We start from the raw sequence: 16252 nt of genomic DNA, 5'->3' as shown, positions 1-16252 counted from the left end.
GTCAATTTAGGACGTTTCAATTACAATTCATGATTTGAAGAAGCTTTTTGGCAAATATATGCTATACTAAACTTGCGATATACTGATAATGGATAAAAAAGCAGAGGACTTATCATGAAAAAAAGAGCAGTACAGATTTTACTAGCCTTGTTAGTAATTATTTATAGGAAGACTTGGTTTTGGTGGATTTTTAATCACTTTACAGCTAGATTTGTAGCTGCTAGTCGAGAATTTTTTCAAATTCTTGCTTTTTTAGAGTTTATCGTTATTCTTCTAGCTATGCTATATTTACTAGTATTCGAAGGTAGAAAAATGCTTGAGTTGAAGTAGAAATGGAGATATCTAGTTTATTTGCTTCTTGCTTATGGAGTCAGTTATCTTTCAGATATTGTGTTTTCTTTTTTAACCCCAGCAACGTCCAATCAAATCGCTTTAAATGAATTGACTGAGATGACAGGGCGACAAGAGTTACCTTATCTTTTACTTATTGTTTGTCTACTAGGACCAATTACAGAAGAATTGGTTTACCGTGGAGTTCTGATGAATACATTTTTGAAAGATTCACCTTGGTATGGAGATGTTTTACTATCAGCCTGCGTCTTTGGCTATGTGCATGTCAGTTCAGGTTTAACACCACTCGCCTTTTTCACCTATGCAAGTGGAGGAACGATTTTAGCATTGCTCTACCGAAAAACTCACTCTCTCTATTATCCCATTTTACTCCATATCATGATTAACATTACAGCATTTTGGGATTTATGGATGCTTGTATTTTCATGAAGATAGTGCTTATCGATCAATGCCGGAAATTTCTGGCATTTTACTTTTTATCAGTAGTTTAAGAACTCTCTATTTATAGGATTAGCAGTCAAAAAATGGTATAATGAAAGGTAATGAAAAAATCAAACGAGGCAGAGATGAAACTACTTTATACCGATATTCGGACTTCTTTGACAGAAATCCTGACCAAGGAGGCTCAAGGACTGGTTGCCCAAGGCAAACGAGTCTTTTACATAGCTCCTAACTCTCTTTCTTTTGAAAAGGAACGTGCCGTCCTGGAGTGCTTGAGTCAGCAGGCTTCTTTTGCGATCACAGTCACGCGCTTCGCTCAGATGGCTCGTTATCTGGTTTTAAACGATATACCCGCGAAGTCAAGTCTCGATGATATCGGTCTTGGTATGGCTTTCTATAAATGTCTGTCTGAGATAGACCCTAAGGATTTACGTGTTTACGGGGCTATTAAGCAAGATCCGCAATTCATCCAACAATTGATTGAGATTTACCATGAAATGACAACTGCTAAGATGAGTTTTTTGGATTTAGAAAGTCTATCTGACGCTGATAAACGTTCTGATTTGCTCATGATTTTTGAAAAGGTAACAGCTTATCTGAATCAAGGTCAAGTTTCGCAAGGGAGTCAATTATCATATCTGATCAATGCTATCGAAGAAAACAAGGTAAGTAGTGATTTTAGTAAGATTGCCCTAGTCATTGATGGTTTTACCCGATTTTCTGCAGAAGAAGAACACCTAGTGGATCTACTTTATCGTAAGGGTGTTGAGATTGTTATTGGTGTATATGCGTCTAAGAAATCTTATACTAGCCCATTTAGTGAAGGGAACCTCTACCAAGCCAGTGTTGAGTTTCTACGCCATTTAGCTTTTAAATATCAGACTAAGGCAGAAAATACTTGTCAAGAACATGAGAAACTTGATGCCTTTGCCAAAGCCTCAAGACTACTCGAAAGTGCTTATGATTATTCTAAAATTAGCTTAGAAGTGGATGATAAGGATAGAGAAGATTTGCAAATTTGGTCTTGTCTAACCCAAAAAGAAGAGCTGGAGTTAGTTGCTCGTAGTATTCGCCAGAAATTGCACCAAGAGCCAGAACTAAGCTATAAAAATTTTCGAATCCTATTAGGTGACGTAGAGTCTTATAAACTGTCTCTGCAGACAATTTTTAATCAATATCAAATTCCTTTTTATCTAGGTAAGAGTGAGTCTATGGCTCACCACCCTTTGACTCAATATGCAGAATCCATCGGGCGTTTGAAACGATACAATTTCCGTCAAGAAGATTTGATTAATCTCCTACGAACCGGCTTATATACCGACCTTAGTCAAGAGGAAATCGATAGCTTTGAGCAATATCTTCGTTATCTAGGAATTGATGGTCTCTCTAGTTTTAAACAAGAATTTACCAAAAATCATCATGGGAAATTTGATTTAGAGAAGTTAAACAAGCTTCGTTTTCGTGTTCTAAATCCATTAGAAACTTTATTATCTAGTCGTAAGCAAAAAGCTGAGAATCTTCTTTCAAAATGGAACAACTTTTTGAAAGATGCTCATTTGACCAAGCAGTTACAAACCTTATCTGCAACGATGGAAGTAGCAGAGCAAGAAAGACAAGAGGAAGTCTGGAAAGCATTTTGCCACGTAATGGAGCAATTTGCAACTGTATTTGAAGGTTCTAAGGTCAATTTGGATGATTTCTTAGCTCTTCTTCATTCAGGCATGAGCTTGTCCAATTATCGTACAATTCCAGCAACGGTAGATACTGTCCTGGTGCAGAGTTATGATTTGATTGCACCCTTGACAGCTGATTACATCTATGCAATTGGTTTAACTCAAGATCACTTGCCTAAAATTGCTCAAAACACCAGTTTGTTGAGCGATGAAGAAAGAGAAGTGCTGAACCGAGCAACTCAAGAAGGTTCTCAATTACTGATTGCAAGTCAAGAAAACCTCAAGAAGAATCGCTATACTATGCTTTCGTTGGTCAACTCTGCTAGGAAACAATTAGTCTTATCGGCGCCAAGTTTACTCAATGAAAATGAGAGTAAAGAGTCGGTATATCTGAAAGAATTACAGGACTTTGGTTTTAGCAAGATTGAAAAGAGAATTGACCGAAAAAATCTAACAAAGGATGATATTGGTTCTTATCACAGCCTTTTGTCTAGTCTTGTTGCCTATCATCAGCAAGGTGAGAGTGAGACAAGTGACCAAGACTTAACTTTTGTAAAAGTTCTGGCTCGTGTGATGGGTAAAAAGTTGGAAGACCAAGGTTTAGAAAATCCAGTTTTACCAACAAGTCCAAAGAGCAAGATTTTAGATTCTGAAACTTTGAAAGTCTTGTATCCTGAAGATCAAGATTTCTATCTATCTACTTCTGGATTAACAGAATTTTACCGTAATGAATACAGTTACTATCTCCGTTATGTCTTAGGTTTGCAGGAAGAATTGCGTTTGCGTCCTGATGCACGAAGTCACGGTAATTTCTTGCATCGTATTTTTGAACGAGCAATGAAACTTTCGCCTAATGAATCCTTTGATCGTCGTTTAGAACAAGCAATCTCTGAAACTAGTCAAGAACGTGAGTTTCAAGCCATTTATCAGGAAAGTTTGGATGCTCAATTCACCAAGGAAGTCCTATTGGATGTCGCACATGCTACAGGACACATTCTTCGACATAATGCGGATGTTGAAACGATTCAGGAAGAAGCAGTCTTTGGTAGCAAGGAACAAGCTTTTGTTCAGTTAGAAAACGGCAGAAATGTCTATGTCCGTGGTAAAGTCGACCGTATCGACCGTCTAAAATCAGATGGAGCTATTGGTGTTGTAGATTATAAGTCTTCTTTGACTCAGTTTAAGTTTCCTCTCTTTTATAACGGTCTTAACTCGCAATTACCAACCTATCTAGCTGCACTTAAAAAAGAAGGGAATAGAGACTTCTTTGGTGCCATGTATTTAGAGATGACTGACCCGATTCAACCTCTACAAGCCAATAAAACTCTTTCAAAGGCTGTAGCAGAAGCGAATAAGAGCATGAAGTATCAAGGACTCTTTCTTGAGAAAGAGATAAAAAACCTTGGAGAGTTTTACAATAAAAACAAGACTTATCAGTTGTCTGATGAGGAATTCCAGTTATTGTTGGACTATAATGCCCTTCTCTACAAAAAAGCGGCAGAGAAGATTTTATCTGGTGAATTTGCGATCAACCCTTATACAGAAAACGGTAGAAGCATTGCACCCTATGTTCAACAATATCAAGCTATTACAGGTTTTGAAGCCAATTACCATCTAGGTCAGGCGAGATTTTTAGAGAAAGTTGCCAAGAGCAATGCCAAGGAAGCTTGGTTTAATAAAATCAGAGAGGAGTTGGAGCGATGAAATTTTTAACCCAAGAAGAGATTGCAGCCTTGCAAGTAGCAGAAGCTCAGTCTAACAAGAAACCAAAGAAAACAGCTGAACAAATTCAAGCTATTTATAGCTCTGGTCAAAATATTTTGGTTTCAGCTTCAGCTGGTTCGGGAAAAACTTTTGTCATGGCTGAACGAATTCTTGACCAACTAGCACGTGGTGTTGAGATTCGCCAACTCTTTATCTCAACCTTTACGGTAAAGGCAGCAACCGAGTTAAAAGAACGCTTGGAAAAGAAAATTAGCCAACAAATCCAAGAAACGCAAGATGTGGAACTAAAAAAACACCTCGGCAGACAATTAGCTGATTTACCCAATGCCGCGATTGGGACCATGGACTCTTTTACCCAGAAATTCCTGACCAAGCACGGCTATCTTCTTGACCTGTCTCCAAATTTTCGCATTCTTCAGAATGAAAGTGAGCAACTCCTCTTAAAAAATGAGGTTTTTCGACAAGTTTTTGAACAGCACTACCAAGGCCAGGATAAAGATAATTTTAGTCGCTTGGTCAAAAACTTTGCAGGTAGAAGCAAAGACGCGCGTGGACTACGTAAACAGGTCTATATGATTTATGATTTTTTGCAATCTACTAGCAATCCTCAGGCTTGGCTAGAGGAATCTTTCCTAAAAGGTTTTGAAAAGGCTGATTTTACAGTTGCTAAAGAAAACCTTGTAGACGATATAAAGGAGAAACTCTGTGATTTAGAAAGCTTTTTCCGTTACCATTTGGATAATGATGCCAAGGAATTTGGTAAAGCAGCTTATTTAGAATCTGTTCAACAAGTTCTTGATGAAATCGGAGCTTTAACCAACGAATCAACTTTTAATCAATACCAAGAAGTTTTAGAACGAGTTGTTAGTATCTCTAAGGATAAGGGAGGTCGTGCTCTTACAAATGCTAGTCGTAAGGCCGAACTGCAAGACTTGAAAGAAACCTACAACCAAGAGAGAAAAGCAAAATTTGAGAAGCTGATTGCACTCAATGATCAAATCACTTTACTAAAATTCCAAGAAGATTATCATCAAGAGTCCTGGGACTTGGCAAAGACATTCCAAGTGTTCATGAGAGATTTTGTTGATGCCTATCGACAACGAAAACGCGAAGAAAATGCCTTCGAATTTGCTGATATTAGCCACTATACCATTGAGATTTTGGAAAACTTCCCACAGGTTCGTCAAGAGTATCAGGAACGCTTCCATGAAGTCATGGTTGATGAGTACCAAGATACCAACCATATCCAGGAAAGAATGCTAGAACTCCTCTCAAACGGTCATAATCGTTTTATGGTAGGAGATATTAAGCAGTCTATTTATCGTTTTAGACAGGCCGACCCACAAATTTTCAACGAAAAATTCCACAGCTTCGCTCAAGATGACAAAGAAGGTCAGTTAATTCTGCTTAAAGAAAATTTCCGAAGCAGTTCAGAGGTTCTTGATGCTACGAACGATGTCTTTAAACACCTCATGGACGAGGAAGTTGGAGAGATATCTTATGACGGTATGCACCAGCTTGTTTTTGGAAATACTGATATTCAATCAAATCCAGAAAACAAGGCAGAAGTTCTCTTGTACGATAAGGATGATGATAGCGATTCTGATGATGAGGAGGAACTTGCAACTAACAAACTGACTGGTGAAATGCGGATGGTGCTTAAGGAGATAATTCACCTTCATAATGATAAGGGTGTACCTTTCAAGGACATGGCTCTCTTAACTGCTAGTCGAAGTCGTAATGATCAAGTTCTGCTCGCCTTGTCTGAATATGGTATTCCTGTCAAGACAGACGGTGCTCAAGCAAACTATTTGCAATCCCTAGAAGTCCAGGTGATGTTGGATACTCTTCGTGTCATCCACAACCCTCTTCAAGACTTTGCTTTGGTTGCTCTGATGAAGTCTCCGATGTTTAGCTTTGATGAGGATGAATTGGCTCGTCTCGCTCTTCAAAAATCTGAGGATAAAGTTCAAGAGAACTTTTATGAGAAACTAGTCAATGCTCAAGCAAATACGGGTCTTCAAAAGGATTTAATTAAGTCTGAACTTCATAAAAAAATAGAATTTTTCATGGAAACCGTCCAGGCTTGGCGTTTATATTCCAAAACACATTCTCTTTATGATCTCATTTGGAAAATCTATAGTGACCGATTTTACTATGATTATGTTGGTGCCTTGCCAAATGGACTGGCCAGACAGGCAAATCTCTATGCCCTTGCTCTAAGAGCAGATCAGTTTGAAAAGAGTAATTACAAGGGATTATCCCGTTTTATTCGAATGATTGACCAAGTCCTGGAAGCCCAGCATGATCTTGCCAATGTTGCTGTAGCACCACCAAAGGATGCTGTAGAACTTATGAGTATTCATAAGAGTAAGGGGCTTGAATTTCCTTATGTCTTTATCCTCAATATTGATCAAAAATTTAATAAGAAGGATACTATGTCTGAGGTTATCCTCAGTCGCACAAATGGAATTGGGTTAAATTATGTAGCTAGAGTCGCTACAAATGCAAAAGAGGAATATGTTCCATCTACCATTAAATTATCTATTCCTAGCTTGACATATACTCAAAATAAGGAAGAACTCCAATTAGCAAGTTATTCTGAACTCATGCGTTTACTTTATGTAGCCATGACACGTGCTGAGAAGAAACTCTATTTAGTTGGAAAAGGATCTCGTGAAAAGTTAGAATCTAAAGAATATCCAACAAATGGGCAAGGTCTTTTGACTCGAGAAACGAGACTAGACGCTACTAATTTCCAAGATTGGATTTGGGCCATTTATCAAGCATTTTCTAAGGAGGATTTGCATTTCACTGTGCGCTTTGAAGGTGAAGAAGGCCTAACCAAAGAAGCTATCGGAGAATTGGAAAATAAAAGTCAGCTCCAAGACCAATCCCAAGCAGATAATCGCCAGTCAGAAACCATCAAAGATGCGTTGGAAATGCTAAAAGAAGTGGAAGTGTATAACCAAATCCACCGTGCAGCAATCAATCTTCCAAGTGTACAAACCCCTAGTCAGCTTAAAAAATTCTATGAACCAGTCATGGATATGGAAGGTGTAGTAGTAGCTGGTCAAAGTCAACTAAAAGAAAGCACTGTTCAATTCAACCTTTCTGATTTCTCTAAAACTAAGAAAGTTACTGGTGCTGAGATTGGTAGTGCTACCCATGAACTCATGCAGAGAATTAATCTAGCTAAGAAACCCACTTTAGAGACTTTAACAGAGGCCTTAGAGCAAGTTCAAGTAAGTTCAGCTGTCAAATCCAAAATCAATCTAGGAAAAATTTTATCCTTCTTTGATTCAGCTCTCGGTCAAGAGATTCTTGCAAATCAAGATAAACTCTATCGAGAACAACCTTTCTCAATGTTAAAAAGAGACGAGAAGAGCCAAGAAAACTTTGTTGTCCGTGGAATCTTAGATGGATATCTCCTCTACGATGATAAGATTGCTCTCTTTGACTACAAGACAGACCGTTATGAGCATGTTAGTCAACTTGTTGAACGCTATCGAGGACAATTAGACCTCTATGCAGAGGCTCTATCTCGTTCTTATCAAATAGAAACAGTTGAAAAATATTTGATTCTACTTGGTAAAGACCAAGTAGAAGTCGTTAAAATATAGAAAGAAAGGAGGCATCATGTCCATTCCTGTTAGAAAAAACTTATATGATGCAGTTTTAGAGGCCTCTAAAGCCGATACTTGGGAACAAGCTACCAAACAATGGAGTGAAGTTTCCTTGATTTTTAATGGAATCGGTCGAAGCAATTGTGTCTGCGGTAATGCTATTAAGTATGCTTATGAACTTTTTAACGGAGTTACTGGCAAACGACTTTTCCCATTGGGAGTGACTGTGTGCGTCATTTCCAAAGAATTAGCCTAGATCAACAGCTAGAAGAGGAAGAAAAACTTCTCAGAAAGCTTGAAAATCTAACCAGAAAGGCCCAGAAAAAAGAAGCCATTCGAGTTAATAAAACAGATTTTGATGAGCGACTAATCAACTGGCTATGGGAAAAGGGAGCTTTTAAGTCAAATCGAGGTAATCAATTTTCACCAGAAAAGGATTATCAACTCTTTTTGGAAGTTTTTCAAGGTGGAAGTTGGAGTAGGGCAGAGCCTTTGAAGAAAGCTCGTATGGAGGAAGTCCTTGAAAAATTTATCAAACCCTTTCTACTTGGAAAATCTGACGATCAGCTCTATCTTGTTAAACTAGGAAAAGAAAAAATTGACTATGAGCAGGAACTTCGCATCAAGGCTGAAAAGGAACGAAAGAAGCGAGACGAGATTGCTAAACAATATGCGGATAACCTGGTTCTAGCAATGGGACCAGCTGAACGTGCCTACCAGGATTACTTTGGATTGAGCGAAACACTGACACTAGAAGAGCGCCAGTGGGAAAAGATTCTCTTCGGTAAAAATCGGACAGAACGTTCTATAAAATCAAAACAGTACCAAAGAGAACTCGAAAAGGATCAACGCATTGCTAGTCAAGATCCTCTTGAAAGAAAACAAAAGCAAGTCTGGTTGCTTAACTCTTATTTTAAGGATATACCCGAAGAAAAAGCTCGCTTTTCCCGACTTCTAATCATGTATCGAAAAACTGGAGAAATCCCATTTTCAACTGACTATCTCTCTAACACTTTGTTTGACTTTTTCTACAAAATGAAGGCTTTTGAATTTGAAATAGCACCTGATCAGGTACGTGATTTTCTAAAGGAATGTTTAGATGCGGAAAATCTATCGTCCGCACAAAAATCTTGGATAGAAGGCATTTTAACCAACTGCATCAAACCTTTTTTAGAAAGAATGATAGTTTCGTCCTGAATGGATAGACTCATTATTGTTAAAATTAGTCTTAAAAGTATTTTACATAATTTATTTTATGTATAAACTAAAAATGTTTGTGTCAACATTAAAAAAATAGAAAGAAACTATGTCAAAAGAAATCGATATCGAATATTATCACCAACTAGCCTTGCAAAAACAAAAAGAGCATCGGAAGTTTTTAGGAAATCTGAAAAAGAAAGCACCTAAAAATTTGGATAAAATTGCCCTTGAAATCCATCAAGAAGTTTTTACTGAAATTGATTGTACAGCCTGCGCTAACTGCTGTAAGAGTCTTGGTCCAGACTTCAAAGAAGCAGATATCACACGTATCGCAAAATACTTTAAAATGAAATTGCCAGCCTTTGAAGCTGAGTTTTTGCAAGTAGATGAAGACGGTGATAAAGTCTTTAAGTCAATGCCTTGTCCCTTCTTAGGAGGCGATAATCTCTGTTCCATCTACGATGTCCGTCCAAAAGCCTGTCGTGAATTTCCACATACTGACCGTAAGAAGATTTACCAAATCAATAATCTTACTATTAAAAATACTCTAACCTGCCCCGCAGCTTATCTCTTTGTTGAAAGATTAAGAGAGAAAATAGACTAAGTACTCTCATTGTATGATAAGATTCATCCTCAAATACAGTTACTATTTGGGGATTTTTGTATATTTATTTTTATCTGAAAATTCAAACTAAATTTCTTATTAATTGATAAGTCTTTTCTTTAAGCTTAAAGTTTTTTAAACCTTATCTTAAAGAAAACTGATATAAGGTATTTTTAAGCGATATTCTGTATAGTTATACCATCACCAAAGAAAGAGGTATCGATATGAACTACATAGTCATTCCAGCTTATCAACCAGATAATAAACTTATCAAACTCATCGAAAAAATTCATGAAAAGAGTGATTTTCATATTTTAGTCATAGACGACGGCAGTTCATCAAAGTGCCAAAAAATCTTTGATAAAGCAAAACAATTTGCTACTGTCATTCGTCACCAAGTGAACCAAGGTAAAGGGCAGGCTCTAAAAACAGCCTTTACTTATATCCAAGAACAAAACATTTATGGTACGGTTGTCACAGCAGATGCGGATGGACAGCACAAGGTATGGGATATTTTCCGCACGGCTAATAAAGCTTCCGAAAATCCAAATAAGCTAATCTTAGGTGTACGTGCCTTTTCTGGAAAAGTTCCTCTTCGTAGCCGTTTTGGTAACAGCTTAACCAAAGCTCTCTTTAAGCTTCAAACAGGAGTTGGAGTAACAGATACGCAGACAGGTCTTCGTGCTTTTACTACAAACTTGATACCGTTTATGCTTAAGATTGAAGGCCAACGTTACGAATATGAAATGAATATGTTGCTCGAAGCAACAAAAGAATATGAGATTTTAGAAGTTCCTATTGAAACTGTCTATATTAATGACAATGAGGCTTCACACTTCCGCCCAATCCAAGACGGGCTCATGATTTATAAAAATATCTTTAAATTTGCCTTATCATCTCTTAGTAGCTTTGTTGTAGACTATGTCGTTTACGCTCTAGCAATCTTGATTTTACCGACAGTTCCGACGAGTCTACGAATCTTTCTAGCAAACGGAGTAGCTCGTGTGACTAGCTCTATTTTCAACTATTCTACAAATAAGAAACTAGTCTTTAAAAATGACGATAGCCTTGTGAAAACAGGGATGGGATACTTTGGTCTAGCAGTTGGACTCTTTGTCTTAGACACGCTACTGATTCGTCTCTTCTTTACAGTCTTTGGTATCAACCTTCTGATTGCTAAAGTTATCGTCGGCATCCTTCTCTTCGCTGTCTCTTGGACAGTTCAGAAGAAATTCATCTTTAAGGAAAGGACATCAACTGTATTATGAAATTTTTAAAGAAACGCTATGCTTACGCCTCAGTTATTGGCCTACTCTTGACAGGATCCTTTAGTTACTCAATGCTAAAGACCTTTGTCCTCGCTGAAACTATCTCGACAGTTGCTACAACTAGCACAAGTTCCAATGCAGCAGCAGCAAGTCAAGCTGCTAAGACAGCTACTGTCACTGACTCTAGTTATAAAGATGACAATATTACTGTCAATTTGTCTGAAACGACGGTCAATAATACCCAAGTCTACGTTGCTGATATTTCTCTGAGCTCATCGGATTATCTGAAAACTGCCTTCGCTCAAAATGCCTACGGAACTAATGTAACTGCAAAAACCTCTGTTACCGCAGCTGACAACAATGCCATTTTAGCGGTAAACGGGGACTACTATGGTGCTAACTCTACAGGTTATGTTATCCGTAATGGAGTAGTTTATCGTGATACTGTTCGTGAAGATTCTAGTAATGGCGACCTAGCTATTTATAAAGACGGCTCTTTCAAGGTTATTTACGAAGATCAAATCTCAGCTGAGCAACTAGTAAATGACGGTGTCGTCAATCTCTTGGCTTTTGGACCAGCCTTGGTCGAAAATGGTGAGATTGCAGTTGATACCAATACAGAAGTAGGACAGGCCATGGCTTCAAATCCTCGTACAGCTATTGGTATTATCGATGAAAACCACTATATCATCGTGGTTTCAGATGGACGTACCTCTGAAAGTGAAGGTCTCTCTCTTTATCAGCTTGCTGAGGTCATGAAATCATATGGAGCAAAAACAGCCTACAACCTTGATGGTGGTGGATCATCTACACTTTACTTCAACGGTCAGGTTATCAATAAACCAACGACTGGTGGAAACAAAATTTCAGAAAGGGCGGTGAGTGACATTGTCTACATCGGTTACTAATTTTAGCAAAAAACGATTTAAAAAAACGGTCATTTCTTATACACTAATCACTATTTTCTTCTTTGCATTTTCTAGAATTTACGAAGCATTCAGCTTTGGAGAAACTTCTATTCATATGCACTATTTATTTGCAGTACCTCTTATTGGAGGAATTCTACTAGCAATCTTTCTCCAGGTTCTCCCACATTTCTCTCGTATTAGTCTAAATCTATGGAATTCGGCAGTAGCGATTATTACGGCAGGGATACTTTTCCGCGGGATTGTCAATCTTTCTGGACGCTCAACAACCTTGGATGCACCCTACTGGTACGTTGGGATTGGGTTTGCAATACTAGCGATCGTCACTATTTTCATCAATCCAAACCTTTGGAATAATTCTCCTAAAGCAACCAAAACGAATCGCAAAGAAGTCTACAGTCAGGTATAATGTTATAAAAAAGTAGTCGTTCAACTTATGTTCGACTACTTTTTATTGATTTTTATTTCTAAAATATTTTAAAAATATTACAAGTTCTTTTCTTCTGAAAGATACTACTTTTATATTTAACAGAATATTGTATAATATAGTGGATAAATACTGTTTTTTACACAATATATAGAAACACCAAATACAATATCTAGGTATTCGTAAGGAGAAAAGAATGAAAAAAATATTGCTGGCAAGTACAGTTGCCCTCTCTATGGCAGGTTTTGCAAAAACGACCGTCTATGCCGAGGATTCTCAAGCTACCAATAATGTTCAATCATCAGAAAAGATTGCTACCAATACAGTAAGCAATGAGAAGAAAAATCAAAGCGAAGCTGAAAAAGCAACTTCTCAAACTCCAGAGACCAAAGAAAAACCTTCAAAAGAAACAGTAGTAGAAGTAGTTAACAAAGAAGGTTGGCAAAAAGAAAATAACCAATGGCGTTATTATGAGGATAATCAGCCCGTTTCAAATTGGAAAAAAATAGCAGGAGTCTGGTACTATTTCAATCAAGATGGCATCATGCTTAGTAATACTATTTTTAATGATTACCTATTGAATAATAGCGGTGCTTTGGCAGAATCTTCTTGGGTAAAAATTGACAACCAATGGTATTATGCCACTGAGGACGGGAAAGTTACTCGTAATAATTGGAAAAAGATAGCGGGTGTTTGGTATCGATTCGATGAAAATGGTATCATGATCAGCAATGCAGTTTACGATGATTATCTGTTCAAAGCAAGTGGTGTCTTAGCTGAAAATAGCTGGGTAAAAATTGGTGATAAATGGTACTACGGCGATCAAGAAGGAAAAATCAATCGTGACAAGTGGGCAAAGATTGATGGACAATGGTATCGATTTGATGAATCTGGTGTCATGCTAAGTGCTACTATTTATAAAGACTATCTTCTCAAGACTAGTGGAGCTATGGCGGAAAATGCCTGGGCAAAACTCGAAGATAAGTGGTATTATGCTACAGCATCAGGAAAAATTATTCGCGACAAGTGGGAGAAAATCAGCGGTTCATGGTACTATTTTAATAAAGACGGTGTCATGTTAAGTAGCCAATGGAAAGAGAAATACTATCTAAAAGATAGTGGGGCCATGGCCAAAAGTGAATGGATTTTCGATGAAAAATTCAAGAGCTGGTTCTATCTCAAATCAGACGGCACCTATGCTGAAAATCAATGGGTAGGTTCTTACTATCTCAAACCTTTTGGTTATATGGCCAAAAATGAATGGATTTTCGATAAGGACTACAATGCTTGGTATTATCTAAAAGAAGACGGAGCTTATGTAACTGGTAACTTCACCATTAACGGGAAAGACTATACGTTCCAAAGCAATGGGAAATGGATTTCTGATACAGCAGCATACTATAAAGTAAAACCAATTACAGCAAATGTATATAGCGCTTCTGGTGAGAAACTCAGCTATATTTCGCAAGGAAGTATTGTAGCGATTGATGGAGCAGAAGCCAAAGACGGTCGACTTCCAGTCAAAATTTCAGGTCTTTCAGGATATATGAACAAGAGTGATCTAGTAGCAGTCAGCTCTGATAGTGACTTTATTCCTCACTATGCCACTGATGGTAACTATCTCTACCATGAATTGTCACCATACGCAAGTATCCGTGTAGCACCTCATAGTTCATCAATGGCAATTGGCAAAAAATACTATTCAGCTGATGGTATCAATTTTGAAAACTTTACAGTTGAAAATCCTTTCTTATTTAGAGATTTAAGAAAACCAAGCAATTACACAGCTGAAGAATTAGATAAAGTCTATTCTCTTATGAATATCAAGGGAAGTCGTCTGGCAGGTAAGGGTGCAATCTTTAAAGAAGCTGAAGAACGCTATCAGATCAACGCTCTCTATCTAATCGCCCATAGTGCTCTTGAAAGTTCATGGGGACGTAGCCAAATTGCTAAGGATAAAAATAACTTCTTTGGTATCGCTGCTTATGATACAACGCCATATGATTCAGCTAAAAGCTTTGACGATGTTGATAAGGGTATCTTAGGTGCAGCCAAGTGGATTCGCGAAAATTACATCGATAATGGGAGAACATACCTAGGAAATAAATCATCAGGTATGAATGTCCTTTATGCTTCAGATCCATACTGGGGAGAAAAAATTGCAAGCATCATGATGTCAATTAACAGCAAGCTTGGTGAAAAAGATTAAAAATCATTAAAATCGATAACGACTGTATAGTGGTTATCGATTTTGCTTATCAAGAAAACTTGAAAAATGAACTTTGTGAAGCAGAATTTCGAGAATAGAAATAAATGAGGAATTGATTTACGTGACTTAGGAATTGATGCATACGCTTATGATTATTCAGTAATCCCAGACTTACTTAATAATCTCAAAGCCAATAATCAAATTATACTAGGTGGGGATGCTTTTTGCTACAAGAATGGCCAATTGACACATACTTATGATAATTGGTATTACGAGAAACAAGATCCAACTATTGATAGCAGTGAATCCATTTTCCAAACAGAAAAGTATATCAGCAACTATGTTAAAAATCATGGTGAACACTCTTATTTTTCAATCGTTTTAGACAATGAGGAATTTCATTTGTGACTGATTCACTTAGAAAACATTTTACAATCGGCATTGAATCAAGCGTCAAATACGAGAAATCATGTTATAATAAAAGACAGTGATTTATTTTAGAAAAAGATTTGTATTTAATTTTTGAAACTGGAAAAATAGATACAAATCCAATAAGAGAAAGGAATTATACTCTCATGGCAACTATTCAATGGTTGGTCTAGAAGATTTAAAATAATAAAACATTGTGAAGTAGAATAAATACTTAAAACCCTTGGAATTCAAGGGTTTTTATTGGTTTAGATTTTAATTCTTCACATTGTTATATGTGCTTGATTGAGCAATAATCATCAATAAAAACATTTTTTTGGTGTTGAGTTTGGTGTTCAAATATTTATTATGTTACGGAAAGGAATTTCACAATCTTTCCGTTTTTTTATTTTCTGGAGGAAAAATGACAAAAGAATTACAATCATCACGCTATATTGTCATTTCATTTTTAGTACGTGAAATGGGAATTGATATTGTTGAGGCCATCACTCTTATGGCTGAATTAGAAAAAAGTGGCTTGGTTCGATTGGAATCAAGTGGAGATTTAATACTCAAAGAACTTGGAGGAGCTCTATGAAACGAATTACCGCAAATCAATATCAAACTTCAGAACGGTATTATAAATTACCTAAAATTCTTTTTGAGGATGAGAAATATATGGATATGAAACTAGAAGTAAAGGTGGCTTATTCTATTTTAAAAGATCGTTTAGAATTATCTCTCAGTCGTGGTTGGATAGATGAAGAAGGCGCGGTTTATTTAGTATTTTCTAATTCTAAACTGATGAGGCTGTTAGGTTGTTCGAAGTCAAAATTACTGTCCATCAAAAAAACTCTTAAAGAATATGACTTAATTGATGAAGTCCAACAGTCTTCAAGTGAGAAAGGAAGACTAGCTAATAAGATTTATTTAGGGGAATTATCTTCTAGCCCAGTAGCTAGTTCAAACAGGCCTAGTGTTAAAAAAAGACTAGGGCAGGTTGAAAATGAAACGGCCCCCGTCTCACATTCAGCCCCTAGTGAGACTGAAGTTAGTGAGACTAAATATAGTGAGACTGATTCTTTATTTATTGAGGATGAGGAAGAGAGGAACTTTCAACCTATCTTGAGAAGAAAAGTAGAAAAGGTCACAAAATATGATCGAGATTATATTTGGGGATTGGTACAAGAACAATTTAGACGAGAGGGTTTTTCTGAAACAGCCAGTGAGATTGCTATGACTGATTTTGAGAGAATCTATCAGTATGCTCTTGACAATGTTCGCTTTGTTAGACGAGCGGAAGTACTTGCTGAATTTGTGTTTAACGGCTTGTATTCCGTTTGGAATAATCGTGTTAGAAAAGGAGGTGGTTAAAATGTCGCCAATCGAGTGGA

The 16252-nt window shown here is 37.1% G+C and carries 10 protein-coding genes and 2 pseudogenes; all 12 read left to right on the top strand.

Annotated elements, in window-relative coordinates; genetic code table 11:
* Window positions 1–114: 114 nt before the first annotated feature.
* Window positions 115–780: pseudogene (locus tag HMPREF2795_RS10965) on the top strand (lysostaphin resistance A-like protein).
* Window positions 781–917: 137 nt separating this feature from the next.
* Window positions 918–4169 carry an ATP-dependent nuclease subunit B gene (gene rexB / locus HMPREF2795_RS08285; RefSeq protein WP_075228639.1) on the top strand — a complete coding sequence of 1084 codons (3252 nt, stop codon included), beginning with the start codon at window positions 918–920 and terminating at the stop codon, window positions 4167–4169.
* Entirely contained in the window at window positions 4166–7813 is a 3648-nt protein-coding gene (addA, locus tag HMPREF2795_RS08280) for a helicase-exonuclease AddAB subunit AddA (RefSeq protein ID WP_075228635.1), read from the top strand. The genes rexB and addA overlap by 4 nt, the downstream gene beginning before the upstream one ends.
* A 16-nt stretch (window positions 7814–7829) precedes the next feature.
* Window positions 7830–9013, top strand: a pseudogene (locus HMPREF2795_RS08275) (hypothetical protein).
* A gap of 109 nt (window positions 9014–9122) precedes the next feature.
* Complete coding sequence (locus tag HMPREF2795_RS08270) at window positions 9123–9620, top strand: YkgJ family cysteine cluster protein (RefSeq protein ID WP_049509707.1); 498 nt, start codon at window positions 9123–9125, stop codon at window positions 9618–9620.
* A 224-nt stretch (window positions 9621–9844) separates the two neighbouring features.
* Window positions 9845–10888, top strand: coding sequence for a bifunctional glycosyltransferase family 2/GtrA family protein (locus tag HMPREF2795_RS08265; protein ID WP_049548957.1), 1044 nt, complete (start codon window positions 9845–9847; stop codon window positions 10886–10888).
* The gene (locus tag HMPREF2795_RS08260; RefSeq protein ID WP_000670356.1) at window positions 10885–11796 is read left to right on the top strand and encodes a phosphodiester glycosidase family protein; all 912 of its coding nucleotides are present in this window, start codon (window positions 10885–10887) and stop codon (window positions 11794–11796) included. The genes HMPREF2795_RS08265 and HMPREF2795_RS08260 overlap by 4 nt, the downstream gene beginning before the upstream one ends.
* Window positions 11777–12223, top strand: coding sequence for a hypothetical protein (locus HMPREF2795_RS08255; protein WP_025171268.1), 447 nt, complete (start codon window positions 11777–11779; stop codon window positions 12221–12223). The genes HMPREF2795_RS08260 and HMPREF2795_RS08255 overlap by 20 nt, the downstream gene beginning before the upstream one ends.
* A gap of 214 nt (window positions 12224–12437) precedes the next feature.
* On the top strand, window positions 12438–14450 hold the full coding sequence (locus tag HMPREF2795_RS08250) for a glucosaminidase domain-containing protein (protein WP_000722156.1): 2013 nt from the start codon (window positions 12438–12440) through the stop codon (window positions 14448–14450).
* A gap of 111 nt (window positions 14451–14561) precedes the next feature.
* The gene (gene imm40, locus HMPREF2795_RS11090) at window positions 14562–14858 is read left to right on the top strand and encodes an Imm40 family immunity protein (RefSeq protein ID WP_081478789.1); all 297 of its coding nucleotides are present in this window, start codon (window positions 14562–14564) and stop codon (window positions 14856–14858) included.
* A gap of 424 nt (window positions 14859–15282) precedes the next feature.
* A complete protein-coding gene (locus HMPREF2795_RS10665) occupies window positions 15283–15456 on the top strand; it encodes a hypothetical protein (protein ID WP_080982957.1) in 174 nt (57 codons plus the stop codon).
* Window positions 15453–16232: a replication initiator protein A gene (locus HMPREF2795_RS08245; protein WP_075228634.1), complete on the top strand. Its 780-nt coding sequence runs from the start codon at window positions 15453–15455 to the stop codon at window positions 16230–16232. The genes HMPREF2795_RS10665 and HMPREF2795_RS08245 overlap by 4 nt, the downstream gene beginning before the upstream one ends.
* Window positions 16233–16252 lie beyond the last annotated feature (20 nt).

Source organism: Streptococcus sp. HMSC056C01, assembly GCF_001811305.1.
Classification (GTDB): Bacteria; Bacillota; Bacilli; order Lactobacillales; family Streptococcaceae; genus Streptococcus.
The sequence above is the reverse complement of the archived record's forward strand: the minus strand, read 5'-3'. Positions and strand labels throughout refer to the sequence as shown.

Coding starts and splice junctions, on each gene's coding strand:
- rexB (WP_075228639.1), top strand. CDS start 918: ATGAAACTACTTTATACCGATATTCGGACTTCTTTGACAGAAATCCTG.
- addA (WP_075228635.1), top strand. CDS start 4,166: ATGAAATTTTTAACCCAAGAAGAGATTGCAGCCTTGCAAGTAGCAGAA.
- HMPREF2795_RS08270 (WP_049509707.1), top strand. CDS start 9,123: ATGTCAAAAGAAATCGATATCGAATATTATCACCAACTAGCCTTGCAA.
- HMPREF2795_RS08265 (WP_049548957.1), top strand. CDS start 9,845: ATGAACTACATAGTCATTCCAGCTTATCAACCAGATAATAAACTTATC.
- HMPREF2795_RS08260 (WP_000670356.1), top strand. CDS start 10,885: ATGAAATTTTTAAAGAAACGCTATGCTTACGCCTCAGTTATTGGCCTA.
- HMPREF2795_RS08250 (WP_000722156.1), top strand. CDS start 12,438: ATGAAAAAAATATTGCTGGCAAGTACAGTTGCCCTCTCTATGGCAGGT.
- HMPREF2795_RS10665 (WP_080982957.1), top strand. CDS start 15,283: ATGACAAAAGAATTACAATCATCACGCTATATTGTCATTTCATTTTTA.
- HMPREF2795_RS08245 (WP_075228634.1), top strand. CDS start 15,453: ATGAAACGAATTACCGCAAATCAATATCAAACTTCAGAACGGTATTAT.